Origin of the sequence: Acinetobacter sp. YH12227 (assembly GCF_013417785.1) — a bacterium.
In the GTDB taxonomy this organism is placed as follows: Bacteria; Pseudomonadota; Gammaproteobacteria; order Pseudomonadales; family Moraxellaceae; genus Acinetobacter; species Acinetobacter gandensis.
In genome coordinates, this window is record NZ_VPDH01000033.1 from 1 (window position 1) to 17,669 (window position 17,669).

Annotated in this window: 21 protein-coding genes and 1 riboswitch; of the genes, 7 read left to right on the plus strand and 14 right to left on the minus strand. The window is 39.3% G+C overall.

Going from position 1 to position 17,669, the window contains the following annotated elements:
- Window positions 1-57: 57 nt before the first annotated feature.
- Both FTV09_RS18295 and FTV09_RS08880 read right to left on the minus strand, forming a co-directional pair.
- Window positions 58-774, minus strand: a complete 717-nt coding sequence (locus FTV09_RS18295; RefSeq protein ID WP_180058054.1) for a hypothetical protein — start codon at window positions 772-774, stop codon at window positions 58-60.
- A 69-nt stretch (window positions 775-843) separates the two neighbouring features.
- Window positions 844-1,239: a hypothetical protein gene (locus FTV09_RS08880; RefSeq protein WP_067764350.1), complete on the minus strand. Its 396-nt coding sequence runs from the start codon at window positions 1,237-1,239 to the stop codon at window positions 844-846.
- A gap of 148 nt (window positions 1,240-1,387) precedes the next feature.
- On the opposite strand from FTV09_RS08880, the gene FTV09_RS08885 reads away from it, so the two are divergent.
- The 3 genes from FTV09_RS08885 (at window position 1,388) to FTV09_RS08895 (ending at window position 4,079) form a co-directional block, all read left to right on the plus strand.
- Entirely contained in the window at window positions 1,388-2,584 is a 1,197-nt protein-coding gene (locus tag FTV09_RS08885) for a cupin-like domain-containing protein (RefSeq protein WP_180058058.1), read from the plus strand.
- A 66-nt stretch (window positions 2,585-2,650) separates the two neighbouring features.
- Window positions 2,651-3,463 (plus strand): DUF6502 family protein, encoded by an 813-nt coding sequence (locus FTV09_RS08890; RefSeq protein ID WP_180058059.1) that lies wholly within the window; start codon window positions 2,651-2,653, stop codon window positions 3,461-3,463.
- Window positions 3,441-4,079, plus strand: a complete 639-nt coding sequence (locus FTV09_RS08895; protein WP_180058061.1) for a hypothetical protein — start codon at window positions 3,441-3,443, stop codon at window positions 4,077-4,079. The genes FTV09_RS08890 and FTV09_RS08895 overlap by 23 nt, the downstream gene beginning before the upstream one ends.
- Before the next feature lie 64 nt (window positions 4,080-4,143).
- On the opposite strand, the gene FTV09_RS08900 is transcribed toward FTV09_RS08895, so the two are convergent.
- The 6 genes from FTV09_RS08900 to rpoD form a co-directional block, all read right to left on the minus strand.
- Window positions 4,144-5,538, minus strand: coding sequence for an APC family permease (locus tag FTV09_RS08900; RefSeq protein ID WP_067764338.1), 1,395 nt, complete (start codon window positions 5,536-5,538; stop codon window positions 4,144-4,146).
- Between the two features lie 266 nt (window positions 5,539-5,804).
- Window positions 5,805-6,989 carry an iron-containing alcohol dehydrogenase gene (locus FTV09_RS08905; protein WP_180058063.1) on the minus strand — a complete coding sequence of 395 codons (1,185 nt, stop codon included), beginning with the start codon at window positions 6,987-6,989 and terminating at the stop codon, window positions 5,805-5,807.
- Between the two features lie 3 nt (window positions 6,990-6,992).
- Window positions 6,993-7,526, minus strand: a complete 534-nt coding sequence (locus FTV09_RS08910; protein WP_180058065.1) for a hypothetical protein — start codon at window positions 7,524-7,526, stop codon at window positions 6,993-6,995.
- 74 nt (window positions 7,527-7,600) lie between these two features.
- Window positions 7,601-8,260, minus strand: coding sequence for a lipoyl(octanoyl) transferase LipB (gene lipB / locus FTV09_RS08915; RefSeq protein WP_067764330.1), 660 nt, complete (start codon window positions 8,258-8,260; stop codon window positions 7,601-7,603).
- A gap of 142 nt (window positions 8,261-8,402) precedes the next feature.
- Window positions 8,403-8,690, minus strand: a complete 288-nt coding sequence (locus tag FTV09_RS08920; protein WP_067765004.1) for a YbeD family protein — start codon at window positions 8,688-8,690, stop codon at window positions 8,403-8,405.
- 125 nt (window positions 8,691-8,815) lie between these two features.
- A complete protein-coding gene (gene rpoD / locus FTV09_RS08925; RefSeq protein WP_067764327.1) occupies window positions 8,816-10,723 on the minus strand; it encodes an RNA polymerase sigma factor RpoD in 1,908 nt (635 codons plus the stop codon).
- Between the two features lie 404 nt (window positions 10,724-11,127).
- Here rpoD and FTV09_RS08930 point away from each other — a divergent pair, with 404 nt between their 5' ends.
- Together FTV09_RS08930 and FTV09_RS08935 are read left to right on the plus strand one after the other, a co-directional pair.
- On the plus strand, window positions 11,128-11,337 hold the full coding sequence (locus FTV09_RS08930) for a PA3496 family putative envelope integrity protein (protein WP_067764324.1): 210 nt from the start codon (window positions 11,128-11,130) through the stop codon (window positions 11,335-11,337).
- Window positions 11,338-11,403: 66 nt separating this feature from the next.
- Window positions 11,404-11,928 (plus strand): YecA family protein, encoded by a 525-nt coding sequence (locus FTV09_RS08935; protein WP_067764321.1) that lies wholly within the window; start codon window positions 11,404-11,406, stop codon window positions 11,926-11,928.
- 94 nt (window positions 11,929-12,022) lie between these two features.
- On the opposite strand, the gene FTV09_RS08940 is transcribed toward FTV09_RS08935, so the two are convergent.
- From FTV09_RS08940 to FTV09_RS08960, 5 genes are all read right to left on the minus strand, one after another.
- Window positions 12,023-12,439, minus strand: a complete 417-nt coding sequence (locus FTV09_RS08940; RefSeq protein WP_180058067.1) for an ABZJ_00895 family protein — start codon at window positions 12,437-12,439, stop codon at window positions 12,023-12,025.
- A 118-nt stretch (window positions 12,440-12,557) separates the two neighbouring features.
- Complete coding sequence (locus tag FTV09_RS08945) at window positions 12,558-12,968, minus strand: ABZJ_00895 family protein (RefSeq protein ID WP_067764315.1); 411 nt, start codon at window positions 12,966-12,968, stop codon at window positions 12,558-12,560.
- A gap of 23 nt (window positions 12,969-12,991) precedes the next feature.
- Complete coding sequence (locus FTV09_RS08950; RefSeq protein WP_180058069.1) at window positions 12,992-13,603, minus strand: DedA family protein; 612 nt, start codon at window positions 13,601-13,603, stop codon at window positions 12,992-12,994.
- Between the two features lie 296 nt (window positions 13,604-13,899).
- Window positions 13,900-14,190, minus strand: a complete 291-nt coding sequence (locus FTV09_RS08955) for a hypothetical protein (RefSeq protein WP_180058071.1) — start codon at window positions 14,188-14,190, stop codon at window positions 13,900-13,902.
- Between the two features lie 193 nt (window positions 14,191-14,383).
- Window positions 14,384-15,316, minus strand: coding sequence for a rhodanese-related sulfurtransferase (locus FTV09_RS08960; RefSeq protein ID WP_180058073.1), 933 nt, complete (start codon window positions 15,314-15,316; stop codon window positions 14,384-14,386).
- Between the two features lie 189 nt (window positions 15,317-15,505).
- Here FTV09_RS08960 and FTV09_RS08965 point away from each other — a divergent pair, with 189 nt between their 5' ends.
- Entirely contained in the window at window positions 15,506-15,994 is a 489-nt protein-coding gene (locus FTV09_RS08965; protein ID WP_180058074.1) for a DUF1289 domain-containing protein, read from the plus strand.
- 57 nt (window positions 15,995-16,051) lie between these two features.
- The gene (locus FTV09_RS08970; RefSeq protein WP_180058076.1) at window positions 16,052-16,666 is read left to right on the plus strand and encodes a LysE family translocator; all 615 of its coding nucleotides are present in this window, start codon (window positions 16,052-16,054) and stop codon (window positions 16,664-16,666) included.
- 59 nt (window positions 16,667-16,725) lie between these two features.
- On the opposite strand, the gene ribB is transcribed toward FTV09_RS08970, so the two are convergent.
- On the minus strand, window positions 16,726-17,385 hold the full coding sequence (ribB, locus tag FTV09_RS08975) for a 3,4-dihydroxy-2-butanone-4-phosphate synthase (RefSeq protein ID WP_067764297.1): 660 nt from the start codon (window positions 17,383-17,385) through the stop codon (window positions 16,726-16,728).
- 103 nt (window positions 17,386-17,488) lie between these two features.
- Window positions 17,489-17,642: riboswitch (FMN riboswitch) on the minus strand.
- Between the last annotated feature and the right edge of the window lie 27 nt (window positions 17,643-17,669).

Here is a 17,669-nt window from a genome sequence, read left to right on the forward strand (position 1 = left end):
TGATGCCATTTTTCTTTATACTGTCACTGAGGCAGGTTGGACATTTGATTTCTAGAGTTATTTGCATTTCTCTATTTTATCAAAATTCAACCTGCTTTTTTTCAGCATACTTTTTGAAACACCACCTGGATTTGAAGTCGTCGCATTAATCACACAAAAAGAATTACTATTTAAAAAAGTCAGGACACGGTTGCTGGTTGTTCCATCTCTGACTGGTTGAAACTTAATGGCATGATATTCAAAGTTATTTAGAGCTGCAGCAGGTTGGATATCACTGATTACCATGTCATGCAGTAATTGATAACGTTTGGAAATAAATTCACCGCTGCAGGTTTTGCTTGAACTATTGTGTTCAGCATATTTTAGTTCTTCGTTCAGTGAACTGACTGAATTTTCACTGGTTTTATGAATGGAAATTTGTGGTAAATCACAATTACTATTACCGAGAGCAGAGTTTCCTTGAATCCACTCTCCTGTGAATTTATCCGCTACAGTTGTTGGCGTTGGCGTTGGCGTTGGCGTTGGCGTTGGCGTTGGCGTTGGTGTTGGTGTTGGTGTTGGTGTTGGTGTTGGTGTTGGTGTTGGTGTTGGTGTTGGTGTTGGTGTTGGTGTTGGTGTTGGTGTTGGTGTCGGTGTCGGTGTCGGTGTCGGTGTCGGTGTCGGTGTCGGTGTCGGTGTCGGCGTTGGTGATGGGCCATCATTATTGGAGCCGCCACAGCCGACCAAAGTACTAAATACAGCAGTAATAATGCTGATTTTATTGATGTTATTCATGACTAGTGCTCGATAAAAGAAATTGTTATGCACAGCTATTTTTGATGTTTGCTTTTTTTCAGAAATGATTTATTGCACAAGGTGAGATTCAATCCAGCCATTGCCGTATTCTGTAGTGACTTCGATTAGACCAGTTTTGGTCGCATTCCCAGCAAAAATAATATCCGCACTTTTTGACAGTTTGTTCAAAACTACCCCAGATTTATCGGCACTTTGATAAAGCGGAAGATTATTTATTTTCGGGCGAAGTTGTTGGCCTACGGTGAAACTAGAATTTGTATAATTTGACGTGTTATTCGTTCGACTACCTGTCCATTCACGGGCTGTATTTGAAACCTCTTTTGAAGTTTCATTAAATTGGCTCAGGGTGCTGCGTAAATCACGCATGGTATCTGCAAAGCCAGCATTAGTCTGAATGCAAATCAAAGAGAGACTACTTGCTAGTATTAAGTAACTAATTTTCATTAACTTTCTCCTTTGTTGAGTTATCTAGCGCTATTTTTATAGGGGCTGATAACATCCACTGTGTTTAAATAATTTTAAAATGCGAAAATTTAGCATTTTTAAAATAGATCATTTATACTTCAGTTGTAAAGAGGGTGGAGATAGTGAGATGAACTTAGAAAGCCAGTATAAGAATATTCAGCATAGTCAAATTTGGTATCAATCTTTACCAACGGAATGGCAAGACTGGTTGACTGAAAACATTGATAACGGTTGTAATACAGAAAAAATAAGTGAAATTTTACAAGCACATGGATTTAGTCCAGTTAGCTATACAGATACTTTTGCTCCAATAGAGCAATTACCAGTGCATCTGCAAAATGTATTATTAGATGACTGCTTGAATGGTTTAAATACTGCAGAAATATTAGAAAAAAATAAGCAAGAAAATATTTCAAATCATTTGATCATTCATTTTTTAAAGCAAATAAACAATAACGTTATTTTTAAAAGATTGAAAAAAGTAACACAGCAACAAAACAAAGAGCGTTGGTTGTTGAGTGTAATAGGACAACTTAAAACATTGAACGCAACAACCACAAATCATATCGAGCGTATCGAAACACCAAATTTCAAAACATTTATTCAAGATTTTTATAGCCAAATGCAACCTGTAATCTTACAAGGTGGTATAGATCATTGGCCAGCACTGAGTAAATGGTCACCTGACTATTTTTCACAAACTTTCAAAAATGAACTTGTAGAAGTTCAGATGGACAGAACACGACATCAAGACTTTGAAAAAAAGTCGGTACAACTTAAGCGGATTATTTTGATGCAAGATTTTGTTGAAAAAATAAAATTGTCTGAACAGACAAATGATATTTATTTGACGGCAAATAATGCAGCTCAAAATAAAGATTTCATATTGAAATTGAAAGATGATCTCGCTGACTTTTCAACAGGCTATAGTCAAACTGTACAAACAGATCGACATTTTCTTTGGTTTGGGCCAGCAGGCACATTTACGCCACTGCATTATGACTTAACCAATAATTTGTTGGCACAAATCTATGGTCGTAAGAAAGTGACCTTAATTCCTGCTTGGCAAATGCCATATATGTATAACGATCAGTGGGTATTTAGTGAAATTACAGATTTAAAAAAGGCTGATTTTTTTCAATATCCATCGTTGAAAAAGGTCACACCTATTGAGTGTACAGTGCATCCAGGAGAAACCTTATTTATACCGATTGGGTGGTGGCATAGCGTTGAAAGTTTGGATATATCGATCAGCGTGTCATTTACGCACTTTAATGTAAAGAATGATTTTTTTACTGAATACCCTCAAGATCTCATCAGATAAAAATTGTGCAGTAGAACAAATAATGCGAAAATTTCACTTATGCAGTCTAATTTTCATGGCAATTTAATGAGCAAACTTCTCACCAATGAGGCAGATCAAAATTTACAGCAAGTATTGGTGCTGATGAATGAGTTGAGCCAATGGTTGATACGATCAGGTGTTGGATATACTGAGTTTACTGCTGCATTGAAGCCTATATTTTTTCAACAAGCTGTGCATGAACTTGAGCGTATTGATCAAAAACCAACAATATCAGCAATTAGTTTACTTTCAGGGCTGCATCGTAAAGATGTCACGGCTTATAAAGAAGTGATTTCCGAAGGTAAAGCGCTGAAAGATGCAACTGTGTCTGAACCGATTAGTGTGCCATCGCGTGTGATTGGTTTATGGTTAGCAGAAGGTTGGGGGGATTGTTTACCATTTAGCAGTGAGTCAGAAAATAGCTTTGAAATGCTGGTGAAAAGAATTTCAACAGAACGTCATCCGCGTTCAGTACTCAACGAGCTTATAAGGCTTGAAATTGCGACAGAAAAAGATGGGCAGGTATATTTACAACAGCGTCGTTTTATTCCAGATCCTTCACAATTAGAAGCACGCAAAATTTTAACTCGAAACGTTCAAGCGCATTTAGAAGCAGGTTTGCATAATTTATTGAATCCTGATGAAATGCCATACTTAGAACAAGCCATTTGTGCTGACGAATTAACAGAAGAATCGATTAATAAATTACATGAAATGAGTTTAGAGCTTTGGCAAAAATACTCACTACAACTTTTCAAACTTGCCGCGGAGCGTTGCGAAATGGATGAGGGAAATCCTGAAGCAAATCGTGTATTTCGCTTTGGAGTTTATCAACATGATACGAAAATTAAACTTTAAGACTTTAACCCTTTGTGGCTTGATCAGCGTTTTAGCGGGTTGTGACATAGAGTTTTTTCGCAGTGGCGGGGTTTCAATTGAAGGTACAGGTGATCCAATCATTGATATCGGTCATGCAGGGGAAGGCCGCGGAACAATTATCTTGGGGACACGATATTTAGAGTTTTCTGCTTCCGTGCAGGATTCTTGTTATGGCGTGGAACGTAAATTAACCTTCCTCAATCCATTTGATCGTCAGTCGATTGACACAAAAACGTATGTAGAAATACCTGCTGCCCAAGCGGATCTTAATTCGCAAAATGTTCAATTGATCTTAAAAAATACCAATAGCGTACCAGTCACCATTCATTTGCAATGTGATATGCCATTAACCATGCAATTATTCGAGCAGGTTAGACCATATTTTCCAAAACAAGTATGTGATACACCTATAGATATCAAACTCTATTCACAACAACAGCATGTATTTGAAGCAGCTGTAAATTTAGAGACTGTTGAAGATGGTATATGGTCACACGGTGATGGAGCATCGGTTGAATTAAAAGGCAATACACCAGACAAGTGTGAAGAAATTTCAATTCAATTTCAGCAATCTAGAAAAGCCATACAACCTTAATTGGTATATTTAGAACAACAAAAAAGGCGCTTAAAGCGCCTTTTTTGTTTAGAGATAAACTTGATTAGAATTTATCATCAAATTCGTTATGTTGCGGCGCTGGGTGTTTAAAACCTTTGGTTTTATAACCAAGGTATAAAATACCAAACATTGCCCACCATAAACCGTATTTCAATGCAGTTTCTTCAATTTCCAACCACATTGCAAAGATACTGATAAAGCCAAGTAGTGGAATAACTACGAAGCTAAAGATATCTTTGGCATTTTTGGTGCGACCATCACGCAGCGCATATCGTGAAATTACAGACAAGTTCACGAATGTAAATGCAGTCAAAGCACCGAAACTGATCATCGAAATAACGATATCAAGATCCATGAAGCCTGCAGTTAATGCAACAGCACCAACGATCATGATGTTATAAGACGGGGTGAAATTTTTCGGGCTAATATGACCGAAGATTTTCTTATTAATAACACCATCACGGCCCATAACGTACATTAAACGTGATACACCCGCATGAGCAGAAATACCCGATGCCATTACAGTTACAATTGCAAAGTAAAGTACAACAGTCTTAAATGCTACACCACCAACTGCTTGAAGAATGTCAGGTTGCGTTGCAGCAACATCTTCAAAGTATGTTTTTGGATCGTTCGGGAAATAGATTTGCATGAAGTAAGTACTGATGATAAAGATCACACCTGCAATTAAGGCAGTTAAGAAAATTGCCTTAGGTAAAGTCTTCTCAGTATCTTTAGTTTCTTCAGCTAGTGAACTTAATGAGTCAAAACCTGTAAATGAGAAGCAGAGTAAGGTTGCACCTGTAATTAATGCACCTACGCTGGTTAATTCATTCCAGAATGGTTCTAAACTCCATAATTGGTATTGCGCATTAACCAATGTACCGTCGGCATTTACACCGCCAGCCAATAGGCTGTATACCATCCAAGTAAAGTAAGCAATAACACCTAATTGTACGAATACGATCAAACCATTGAAGTTTGCAACGAATTTAGCACCACGCAGGTTGATTCCTGTCATGAATGCTGTCAGTACAATTACCCAAACCCAATGGTTAACTTCTGGGAATAAGGCTTCAAGATAAATCACTGCAAGAATGATATTTACCATTGGAGATAATAGGTAGTCTAACCAAGAAGACCAACCCACCATGAAACCTACGTTCGGGTGAATAGATTTTTGGGCATAGGTATACGCAGAACCCGAAGAAGGGTAGCGACGGATCATATGACCATAACTAATCGAGGTAAACAGAATTGCAATAAGGGCAATAATGTAAGAAGTCGGCACATGTCTATGACTTTCTTCAGATACTAAACCAAAAGTATCAAATAGAGTCATTGGTTGGATGTAAGCCAAACCGATAATAATAATGTGCCAGAGTCCAAGCGTTTTTTGCAGTTTAGCTGCCGATTGAGTCCCAGAAAAATTTGTCAACGGCGTTATCCTCTTATCGTTGATCAAGGATCAGTCATGTTCTAAGGATCGTTTGAGACGAACGATCCCCCCTACGTTTTAAAACAAAAGTGCGCCAATCTACTGTAAATGGAACATTTTGTCAGTAACTTTGAATTTGTTTTTAGCAGAAATTATGCCAATTTGGTTAAAAAACTGACTATTCTTTGTTTCTGCAAGTGAAAAGCCCGATGTTTAAAAAAACATCAGGCTTAAATTTGTCGCTATATTCGCTTATTTTTCAGTAATTACCAAGCTTTTTTTAGAATACTTTTTAGGTCTTCTAAGCTGGCTTCTTTCGGGTTGTAAATGATAGAACCATCATTCAGTGCCTTTTCGGCAACTTCATCTAATTGTGCTTCAGTCACTTTACCTGTTTCACTCAAAGTACGTGGTAATTTGGTCAAGCTATACAGGCGATCACGCATAGTTAAAATCGTTGAAATTGCTTTATCTGCACGAAGATGTGCTGGTGTCTGTGCATAAATGTCTGGGCCAGCTAAAGGTAATAATAATTCTGCAATTTTATCGCCATTGACTTCTTTGTTGTATTCCAGCACATAAGGCAAGAATAAGTTCATGCATAATCCATGGGGCAGGTGAGCAACAGCACCTAAAGCATGACCCAATGAATGGACTAAACCAACCATCGAATTTGAAAAAGCAATTCCTGCCATTGTTGATGCTTGTGCCAATTCTAAACGGCCATGTGCATCGGTTGTATTATCTAATACACTAAATAAACTATTGCTAACCTTTTTGATGGCAGCAGTGGCATAGGCATCTGAAATTGGGTTTGCCGCCATACACGTATAGGCTTCAACCGCATGTGTCATCGCATCCATTGCTGTCATTGCAGTAAGATGCGGCGGTAATGTTTGTGTCATACGCGGATCTAAAATAGCAGCATGTGGCATCAAGTAGTTAGATGCAAAGGCCATTTTGACATTCTTTTCAGTGTCAGATACCACGGCAACCATTGTGACTTCAGAGCCCGTACCTGATGTGGTTGGTATCACAAAGAAAGGATTTAATGGCTTTGGTAAATTGTGCGCACCTGAATATTTTAATAAGTCATCGCCGCCTTCAGACACCAAGATATTGGTCGCTTTAGAAGTATCAATAACTGAACCACCGCCAATGGCAATAATTGCATCACAATTGTTGTCTCGATAAAGCTGTGCTGCTTTGCGAACGGTTTCAAGACTAGAGTCCGGTGGAACATCATCAAAGATAAAACCAATCACAGCATCTGTGCTCTCGAACGCAGCTTCAATGGGTGCAAGTAAATTATTGCTGCGGACACCTTTGTCAGTAATGATCATCGGGCGTTTTGAGCCGAGGCTGGCAAGTTCAAAGGGAATGTGTTCTAAAGCAGCATGGCCAGCAATCACTTTTACAGGACAGAAAAATTCGTAATATGGTTTAGCCATGTGTTATGCACTCCGCTTTAAATAAGATTGGGCTACCTTCAAATAGATATTTGCAGCACCACTGAGTTTTTCTTTTAGACTTAATTGTGTTGGATATTCTTTAACTGCAAGTTCAGCCACCAGTTTTGGCAAAATAAGCGCTTCCATTTTATTAAGACAACGTACTAATCGAATCGCATAAGACAAATCACCATCTGCAATCATACGGTCATTAGCAAAGGCTTGAGCTGTACTTTCTTGAAAGGAAAACACTAAAAAAGCATGGGTCAAATGTTTAAAGGTAATGGTTAAATCAGGTTTTTGGCTACCCGGTATCAGCAGCTTTAGCTGATGATCTTCAGTTACCTGTGCCACAAATGCAGCACCATTTGGAAATACATTCATAGAGAGAATGAAGTTCACAGGAAATTTAGCCACTTCCTGTTTAATTTCTTCATCGACCTGGCTCGCCATGACCAAGCCTCTGCCAATTACATCCATCATGAGTTTGACATAGGCTTGTTGGAGGGCGGGTTTAACGGATTTAGTTGCAATCACGCGATCATCCCTTATCTATAATTATCTATTTAGAGTAAATACTCTAAATTATTTTGTATTAGAAAGCAAAGTCTTTATAGTTGTTTGACGGTTACGTCTTTAAAGTAACCGCTGTTTTTCAAAGTATCAATGATATCGACGCACAAGTTTGCAAATTTTGGATAATCTGGAACTAAGTCTTGTATACGTACCATTTCTAAACCTGCATAACCGCATGGGTTGATGGTATGAAATCCAAACAAGTCACAGTCAATGTTTAATGCTAAACCATGATATGAGCGCCCTTTACGGATTTTAAAACCGAGTGAACCAATTTTGCGTTCTGCAACATAAACACCAGGTGCATCAGGCTTGGCATAAGCGTCGATACCGTACTTTTTCAGCAGTTCGATCATCAAGTTTTCTGCATAGGAAACCAGCGTACGCACGTTCCAACCTAAGCGATTTAAGTCAAACATGAAATAAGCGACCAACTGACCAGGACCATGCCACGTTACTTGACCACCGCGATCGGTTTGTACCACAGGAATATTACTATGCATGAGGATGTGTTCAGGTTTGCCTGCCTGACCTTGAGTTAACACATCATGATGCTGCAATATCCAGAGTTCATCCGCAGTGTGTTCATCACGTTGTTCAGTCAACGCTTTCATTTCTAAAAAGCGATCTTCATAGGGAGTCAGTGTATTGTACTGGCGAATAATTAGTTCTGGCTTTTGAGCAGTCTCAGTCACGCGTGTTGCGTCCTTTATGGTCAAACATAGAGTTTTATTATAATGAATTGGCAGAATAATGGGGGCGTTGAACGGTTTGAGTTGTAATTTAATGCTCTATTTTCACATAAAAAAACACGCTCGAAAGCGTGTTTTTTAGTACTTACAGTGCTGTCTTAATTAATGGACAAGCTGCAAGGTCTGCATAAACTGCGTGAACTTGTTCAAGCTCTATAAAACGCAACTGAGCAGTTACAGAATGGTATTTACCTGTGCGTGAAGGCGTTACAGTCATGGTACTGCCATCAAACTCAGGGAAATGTTTCAAGAAAATATCATTTACCGCTTGACGGAGTTCCTCACCTGCAAGACCAATCAGTTTAATTGGATAGTCCATCGGGAACACCCAAAGATGTTCTTGCAATTCGCGTGATGGCATACGATTTGTCATGTCAGTCATGGGACACCTCATTTATAAAAATACCTGCAAGATGCAGGTATTTTGTTTTATCTCTACATGCTCATATTATGGGGGAGTTTCCCCCATATTCAAGCCTGTATTATCCTATGGATAGGTTAGTCATTCTCAAGGAATGAACGCAGATGTTCTGAGCGTGAAGGATGACGTAATTTACGCAATGCTTTCGCTTCAATCTGACGAATACGTTCACGTGTTACATCAAATTGTTTACCAACTTCTTCTAAAGTGTGGTCCGTTGGCATGTCGATACCGAAACGCATTTTCAAGACTTTCGCTTCACGTTCAGTTAAGTTTTCAAGCACTTCACGTGTTGCTTCTTTTAAGCCTTCTGAAGTTGCAGCATCAATTGGAGAGGTGATGTTGCCATCTTCAATGAAGTCACCAAGATGCGAATCTTCATCATCACCAATTGGCGTTTCCATAGAAATCGGTTCTTTGGCAATTTTCAGTACTTTACGAACTTTAACTTCATCCATTTCCAGACGTTCGCCTAATTCTTCAGGCGTAGGTTCGCGGCCCATTTCTTGAAGTAATTGACGAGATACACGGTTGATTTTGTTAATCGTTTCAATCATGTGTACTGGAATACGAATAGTACGTGCTTGGTCAGCAATCGAACGGGTAATCGCCTGACGAATCCACCAAGTTGCATATGTCGAGAATTTATAACCACGACGGTATTCAAACTTGTCTACCGCTTTCATCAAGCCGATGTTGCCTTCTTGGATCAAGTCAAGGAATTGCAAGCCACGGTTGGTGTATTTCTTCGCAATCGAAATTACCAAACGTAAGTTGGCTTCAACCATTTCCTTTTTCGCACGGCGAGCTTTCGCTTCACCAATCGACATACGTTTTGAAATGTCTTTGATGCCTTTAACGTCAAGGCCCAATTCTTTTTCAATATCAGCAATTTTTTGTTGGAATGCTAAAACGTCAGGACGAACTTTTTCAAGGTAACCTTTCATGTCCGCAGGAGCTTTGGCAATTTGTTCTTCTAACCAAGCGGGATTTGACTCTTGACCAGGGAAAGAAGTACGGAATTGCGTACGATCCATACGACCACGACGTACTGCATAACGCATTACTTCACGTTCAGAAGTACGGATTTGATCATGCGTATCACGAATTAGGTCAGAAATAATGTCAAATAAACGTGGCGTGAATTTGAACATCATGAACACTGTTGCAAGAGCTTCAAGTGCAGCAGCAGCTTCTTTGCTGTTACGACCATGTTTCTCAATCGCAGTTTTAGTTACGATCCAAGCATTTTCAAGTTCAGTAAAACGTGCTTTTGCAATTTCAGGGTCTGGACCAGATTCGCCTTCAGAATCGTCATCACCTTCAGATTCTTCGTCTTCTTCATCGTCATCTAATTTGACATCTTTCGTCGATTTCGTCGATTTCGTCGATTTCGTTGTGCTTGAATCTTCATCATCAAGATCAGCGTCATCTTCTTCGATTACTTCTGGAATTTCTTCATCTGATTCTGGATCGAGATAACCAGACAAAATGTCAGCAAGACGGCGTTCGCCCGCTTCATAATCTTTGTATTCTGATAAAACTACTTCAACCGCGTTTGGCCAGTAAGCAATCGAGTGAAGAACGTCACGAATACCTTCTTCAATACGTTTTGCAATACTGATCTCGCCTTCACGAGTCAACAGTTCAACTGTCCCCATTTCACGCATATACATACGTACAGGGTCAGTGGTACGACCAGGTTCATTTTCTACAGATGCAAGTACAGCAGCAGCTTCTTCTTCAGCAACTTCATCCGTCGCTTCGCTGCCACCTTCAAACATTGTATCGTCAGTTTCCGGAGCTCGATCATGCACAGGAATACCAACGTCATTCAACATTTGAATGATGTCTTCAATCTGTTCGCTTTCTGTGATCGAGTCTGGGAGATGATCGTTAACCTCGGCGAAAGTTAGGTAACCTTGCTCTTTGCCTCGGCTAATCAGCGCCGCTACTTGAGAAGTAGGGGAAGTCATATCGCTCATCTTTGCTTACTCTTCAGTGAATCTGTGGCAGTAAAAAACCGTGCATAAGTGCACGATTCATCTCATTTAAATTTTGTGAATAGCTTGAGTATTTCATCAGTTCTGACAGCGAAATGTGCTGACTGATAAAATATTAAAAATATAAATTCAGTAATTTAAGGTGGGGGTGAATTTGTTGTTTTCAAGTTCATCCCATACGCGCGCCTATTTTGAAAGTTTTGTAAAACTGTCATAAAACAGAAGGACGCAGGGTGGATTATATCATGCCATACATTTCAGTAAGAAAAAAAGCCCTATTTTTCGCTTTTAAATATGTTTTTTTTAAATAAAACTTGACAATATTTTATAACCCATATAAATAGCGGCTAGACCCCTTCAATTTTTTGCATTATGAGGTAGTTTCAGTGTCTTCTACAGATTTTGAACTAGATGATAACTACGGTGATGATGATGTGAATTTCGATGAGGCCAGTGCGAAAACTTCAGCGAAAGAATCGCTAGAAAAACGCCGTCTTATCGATGAACTTCTTACACAACGTCGTCTTGAGCGTGAGCTTAAAGATTTTGACTATGACTTCGACGACGATGATGATTTTGATGACGAAGAAGACTAATTAACGTTTAGCATAGCGCCTGAAAATGCTATGCTAGCGCATTAAGTTTCTAACTCTGGATATGAAATGAGTGCTTTAGATTTAGACCTTTTGAGTGACTATCTAGACGGCGATGACAACGAGCATGGTCTAGATTTTGCAGCGACTCATGGTTTTTTGTGTGCAATTGCAGTTGGCCCAACTTTTGATAAATGGTTGGATGAACTTTTTGATAATAATCAAAAGAAAGTTCCTACTGAAATTATTGCACAAGTAAAAGCATGGCTTGAATCTATACGTCAAAATCTTGCGAATGAAGACGGTATTGAATTTCCGTTTGAAATTGAAGAAGCAGATGTTGAATCAAGTCTTGGTGACTGGAGTGTTGGTTTCGTTGATGCTATGTTCCTAAACGAAGATGCTTGGTTTACAGATGAGTTTGAAGAGCAACTTGTTGACCTGACTTTACCAATTATGGTGTTCAGTGGCATTGACGAAGAAGATCCACAAATGGAATCTTTCCGTCGTAATGGTCAGTTAATGGATGAACTTGCAGAAGAAATTCCAACTAACTTGAACGAGTTGTATTTGATGTATCACACACCAGCATAATGTTTGCAGTGCAATGTTGAATTACATTGCAAGTGTGTTTCAAATGATTCAAAAAAGCACCGTAAGGTGCTTTTTTTATGGGTTAAATAAGCATTTATACTGTTGTCTTGGGTAAAAAGTACTTTGCTATCCAACCAAAAGATAATGCCAAAATCAAATAGTGAATAAGCAGTGTAAATGCGATCGCAATCAACCAAACCCAAGAGGGCAGCTGGGTCATAGCCATTTTTAAAAATGCCAATGTTTCAGGGAATACAACAATACTAATTAATGTCGCAATGATGCTGATGATGATTGAGGCAAGTAGACAGCCCCAAACTAAAGTTTTCTTTTCAGTCTCATCAGGAACACGTTGACGGTCTTTGACAAAGCTTGCAGCAGCGCTAAAACCACCAACAATTAAACAGGTCATGGATGTTCCGCTAGGTAAATCAAATAATGACTCGATGGCAACAACAGCCAGCATCGTAATCACATAAGCTGCAGTAAAAGTCAGGATATATTTTTTCATTTTTAAACTTCGTTTTATCGTTATTAAAAAGGATTGAATCACACAACATGGATCAGTTTAAAACATCCAAAGCTTTTGCTTAGGTTCGGCAATGGTATTTTTTGGAATGTTTCGATGACTATAATTTTTTTGCACAATAAGTTGCATACCAGCCATAGGCAATATGGAATATCACACCATGAATTGCAATCATACATAGCATGATCAGTGCTGATAGCCCTAAACCTGCCTGATCAGCTGCTTTCAAAATGGCTTCAGCATTTGGATTTATCAACACGAGGAAGAATACGAAAATACTGCCAATGATGATTGCTACGGCACTTGAGCCCCATACCAATTGAATTTTTTCATCACTCGTCGCAAGACGATGTTCTTTTTGTACAAAATGACGTGCGGAAATGAAAGCAGAAGCAATCAATGCAGGGAATAGTGTTAGACCACCCAAATTTAAACCAAACATTAAAACTGTAACCAAAAGCACCAAAGCAATGCTATAAACTGCCGCAAAATGTAATAAATAATGTTTCATTCGAACCCCAAAATAAAAACAGATTAACGCTGTCGACGTTGATGGCGACGGTAAAAAATCCAAGCAATGATAATAACTGTAATTGCAATAATGACGTGGCCAACTTTACTAAAAATTTGCTGCATCAATTGTTGGTTTTCCCCAAAATAAAAACCAACATAGGCAAGAAATGTGGTCCAGATAATTGTTCCTAACCCACTAAAAAACATGAATTTCCAAAAAGGCATGCGACTCATGCCTGCTGGAATACTAATGAGGGAGCGGACAGCAGGAATCATACGGCCAAAAAATACAATACGGTGTCCATATTGCTCAAACCAATTTAAGGACTTTTCTACGTCTTGTGATTTGATAAATAGGTATTTTCCATAGCGATCGACAAAACGGAAAATACTGTCATGTTTAAACTTATAACCAATCCAATACAGCAAAGCAGCTGCAGTCAAAGAACCAATACAGCCTGCAATGATGACACCGATGATCATGAGCTGTCCTTGTGAAGCAGCATAACCTGCGGATGGCATAATAATTTCGGATGGAATTGGCGGAAAGACATTATCGAGGAACATGAGAAGGGCAATGCCGAAGTAGCCCAATTGTTCCATGATGGAAATAATCCATTCAGTTAAGTTCATGACAGTCTGGATTTAAAAATGGTAATTCATCCTAAGTGTAATCACTGAATAGGTAAAGTGCTTCATGCATTTACACAATGATAATTTGACGACTAGACTGAAACGAAAAATGGAAAAGTGATTTTAATTTTTAGATGCGCTATTTTGTTTTTTAGTTTGAGGACTGAATTGCTAGAGGCATAGAGCTAATATGGCGCTTCACATTATTTCAATGAAGTATTTTATTTTTGAATGCATTGATGTTTTGAAAGCGCCTTGAATTGAAAAACAGTGAACTGAGTTGTTAAACCCACGCGTTAATCTTGTTCCATATGTATAAGCGTGTAGATATACACTTGGCGTAATAGTAATGCGATGCTTACTGGAATAAGGGTAAGTAATCCGATATGCCACAGTGTGGGTTGTATATGAAGATTGTAGGCAATGCTGATGGCGAAAATGGCCCCAATACACATACCTACAGCGACAATTAACAGTTGTGCTGGATGATTCATTTCTTGTTTGTACATGCTGGCATTTATTGTGGTCGGAGATACACTGTGTGATCTCCTTGCGGGCAGTACCGTTGAATCTAGAACTTTTGGCATATTAGTATCCTTTTCAAGTATCTAGTTGTATTTGTTAGTCGAACTTAATGATTAGGATTAGCTTATAATTGTTAAATGCAGCAGGTATATACCTAGAATCTGTGAAATTGTCGCGAAATTTTAAAATTGTTTAACTTGCGTAAAAAAAAGCCCTTAGAAAAGGGCTTTTTTATTAAAAATTTACAATTAAAAATTAGAGGCGTTTACGTTTTGCCGCAACAATTTGTGATTGGCGCATACGGAAGCCAGCTTTTTGCTGCTCAGATGTTTTATCAATACAGTATTTGCATGAAACGCCGTGTTCATAGCTTGGTAGTTCAACTTCAGCAGGAAGGAGTGGCCAACCACATGCGTGACATTTAATATTTTCGCCTTCTTCCATACCGTGCGTCACAGCGGTACGTCCATCAAATACGAAACATTCGCCTTCCCACATGCTTTCTTCAACAGGGGTTTCTTCTAAGTATTTAAGTACGCCGCCTTTGAGGTGATAGACTTCATTGAAGCCTTCTTGCAAAAGCAATGAAGTTGATTTTTCACAACGAATACCACCCGTACAAAACATCGCAATTTTCTTATCTTTGTGCTGCTCAAGTTCTTTTTTCACATAGTCAGGGAATTCACGGAAAGTTTCAGTTTTCGGGTCAATTGCACCCTTAAAGGTACCTGCTTTGTATTCGTAGTCGTTACGTGTATCAATTAGAATCACGTCATCACGTGCAATCAGTTCATTCCATTCTTTAGGATCAAGATAGTGACCGACTAAATCGCGAGGCTTAACTTCCACGCCCAAAGTCACGATTTCTTTCTTCAATTTGATTTTCATTTTACGGAATGGTTTGTCTTCACTATGTGATTCTTTATATTCCATTGTCGTAAAACCTTCATCAAGAAGGAATTGTTTGATCACATCAACGGATTTACGATCACCTGCAACCGTTCCGTTAATGCCTTCACCTGCCACAATTAGAGTACCGCATAGGTTGATGGTTTTTACCAAGTCTAAAAGACGTTGCTGAAGATCAGCAGGATCTTGAACTTCTTTGAATTGATAAAGTGCGGCAACAACCCAACCAGAGGTCGCTTGCTGTTCTACAGGTGCAAGCTGTTCTACAGTAGCGTTCATGGAGTACTCCAAAGTAATAAAACAGGAAAAATTAAGGGGCGTATTCTATCGTGAATTACATGAATTTGCGAGTGACTTGCAGGCTTTTAAAATACGATATTCACGTGGCTTCAATTCAACGGTTTTAGCGTGTATAGTCATGCGCTGTTGGTCATATTACGCAGTCTTTGTGATGTTGTGGAGTTTGTTTTGAGTATTGATCGTCGAATTGCCTCATTAACCCCGTGTGCAGGGCGCTGCTCTACGGTATTTGGTGATTCAGTTTGTCGTGGTTGTCGTCGATTTAATCATGAAGTGATTCGATGGAATACCTATACCCCTGAACAACATAGCGCTATTTGGCGTCGGCTGGATGCTCAACTTGATCAAATTTTAATTCCAATGTTGCCCATGGCGAATGTTGTACATGTTGAGGCTTTTGTGCTGTCAAAACGTGTGCGTTTACGCACAGATGCCACGAAAGGTCGCAAACTTTATCATGCTTTGAAGCTATGCGAAAAAAATCGTCATTTTACCGATGAAAGTGGTCTAGGCATTCATTATAAAGATGTTCGCCCGTTATGGGATGAATTTGAGCGCCGTGTATTGGCACTTGCGACTGCCAGTTATGATTTGGCCTTTTTACGGGCAGATGGCATCAGTTTGCATTTATTGCATAGTATCGAAGAAGAGGACTAAGTCCTCTTTTTTTTGAGTTCGCATTTAGGCAGGCCAATAAATAAAAGGAAACGAACTTTGAATTTTGCTGAATATTTTTTGTATATGGTTGCGGTGGTCATTATGATCGCAACGCCTGGGCCTGTCATGCTGTTGGTTGCAAGTGCAGGCTTAAAAGGGGGCTATAAAAAGGCATTACAAACAATATTTGGGACGAATCTTGCTTCCTTAGTGTTGATTTTACTATCGGTGCTGATCTTAAAAGGCATGCTAAATATTAATGAACAGTGGTTAAGTCTGATCAAAATATTCGGTTGCCTATATATTGCTTATATTGGACTCGGTATTTTAAAAGAAGTCTTTGATAAATCTTCGATGGATGCTGACCTACCTTTACATGCAGTGAATGGCGGGTTTAAGCAGGGATTTTTGGTCGGTATTTCCAATCCTAAAGATATTATTTTTTTCGCCTCATTTTTCCCACAGTTTGTGAATATAACGCCGGATATGAATCTGAGTTTAACGATGCTGACCTTGACTTGGATTGTTTTAGATTTCGCGACGTTGTCTGTGGTGTACTTGTCTTTTCAAAAGCTGTCTAAATCACGCTTGTATTCAAAGCTTTTGGCAGCCTGTGGTGTGATACTGATATTGGTTGCTCTATATGGCATTTTTACAACCTTAAAACTCTAAATTTAAAATGAAGAACAGGCCTATTTAAATAGACCTGCTAAGTAGCCGTTGAGGTTATTTTAAATATTATGTTTTAAGCGATACTGCACAATTTCTTCAATGGTGATCACTGTAAGGTGATGGGTTTGAGCATAAGCCAAAACTTGAATACCATTCGCCATGGTTCCGTCCGGATTGGTTAATTCACAGAGTACGCCAGCAGGTTTTAAGCCGGCTAAACGGGCTAAATCAATTGTGCCTTCGGTGTGACCACGACGCGTCAACACGCCACCTTCACGAGCTCGAAGAGGAAATACATGCCCAGGGCGATTTAGGTCACTTGCAACGACACCGTCTTTAATTGCAGCTTTAATCGTTGTGGTGCGATCTTTCGCTGAGACCCCTGTTGTTACACCTTCAGCTGCTTCAATTGTTACTGTAAATGCAGTTTTGAATTGGCTTGAATTGTCAGTCACCATTGGTGGTAATGCTAGATGATTGGCATGGGCGTCGGTTAAGCAAAGGCATACAATGCCAGAACCATCACGGATCATACGTGCCATGGTTTCAACGGTGAGGGTTTCAGCTGCCACAATCAGGTCGGCTTCGTTTTCACGGTCAAAGTCATCCATCACAAGTACAGGTTTGCCTTGACGGATATCTTCTAAGGCTTGCAACATACGTTGCTCTGCGGGTGGAAGGGCAGAAAAGAAAATTTCGGGTTGAATTAAACTAGACATTGAAACGCTCGCGTAAATATTAGATACGATTGAACATTTCAGGACATGTGAAATAGTGGCGTTACGATATATATTGAAAATGATCAATGATATAGAGATGTGACGTCGTCTTCTTTCATCCGGACTATACCGTCGGCTCAGGTTTTGCACCTGATCTGCGAATCATAATGAAATGATCCGCTCGTGGGCTTTTTGATTTGGCATATATCAATCAAATTTACCACCGGTGGGGAATTACACCCCGCCCTGAAGCGATGTGAAATGATTATAGACCTGTTCTAGGC

Bases quoted from the DNA above. Each gene is read 5' to 3' on its own strand.
- FTV09_RS18295 (WP_180058054.1), bottom strand. From the start codon at position 774: ATGAATAACATCAATAAAATCAGCATTATTACTGCTGTATTTAGTACT.
- FTV09_RS08880 (WP_067764350.1), bottom strand. From the start codon at position 1,239: ATGAAAATTAGTTACTTAATACTAGCAAGTAGTCTCTCTTTGATTTGC.
- FTV09_RS08885 (WP_180058058.1), top strand. From the start codon at position 1,388: ATGAACTTAGAAAGCCAGTATAAGAATATTCAGCATAGTCAAATTTGG.
- FTV09_RS08890 (WP_180058059.1), top strand. From the start codon at position 2,651: ATGAGCAAACTTCTCACCAATGAGGCAGATCAAAATTTACAGCAAGTA.
- FTV09_RS08895 (WP_180058061.1), top strand. From the start codon at position 3,441: ATGATACGAAAATTAAACTTTAAGACTTTAACCCTTTGTGGCTTGATC.
- FTV09_RS08905 (WP_180058063.1), bottom strand. From the start codon at position 6,989: ATGGCTAAACCATATTACGAATTTTTCTGTCCTGTAAAAGTGATTGCT.
- FTV09_RS08920 (WP_067765004.1), bottom strand. From the start codon at position 8,690: ATGACAAATCGTATGCCATCACGCGAATTGCAAGAACATCTTTGGGTG.
- rpoD (WP_067764327.1), bottom strand. From the start codon at position 10,723: ATGAGCGATATGACTTCCCCTACTTCTCAAGTAGCGGCGCTGATTAGC.
- FTV09_RS08935 (WP_067764321.1), top strand. From the start codon at position 11,404: ATGAGTGCTTTAGATTTAGACCTTTTGAGTGACTATCTAGACGGCGAT.
- FTV09_RS08940 (WP_180058067.1), bottom strand. From the start codon at position 12,439: ATGAAAAAATATATCCTGACTTTTACTGCAGCTTATGTGATTACGATG.
- FTV09_RS08945 (WP_067764315.1), bottom strand. From the start codon at position 12,968: ATGAAACATTATTTATTACATTTTGCGGCAGTTTATAGCATTGCTTTG.
- FTV09_RS08950 (WP_180058069.1), bottom strand. From the start codon at position 13,603: ATGAACTTAACTGAATGGATTATTTCCATCATGGAACAATTGGGCTAC.
- FTV09_RS08955 (WP_180058071.1), bottom strand. From the start codon at position 14,190: ATGCCAAAAGTTCTAGATTCAACGGTACTGCCCGCAAGGAGATCACAC.
- FTV09_RS08960 (WP_180058073.1), bottom strand. From the start codon at position 15,316: ATGAACGCTACTGTAGAACAGCTTGCACCTGTAGAACAGCAAGCGACC.
- ribB (WP_067764297.1), bottom strand. From the start codon at position 17,385: ATGTCTAGTTTAATTCAACCCGAAATTTTCTTTTCTGCCCTTCCACCC.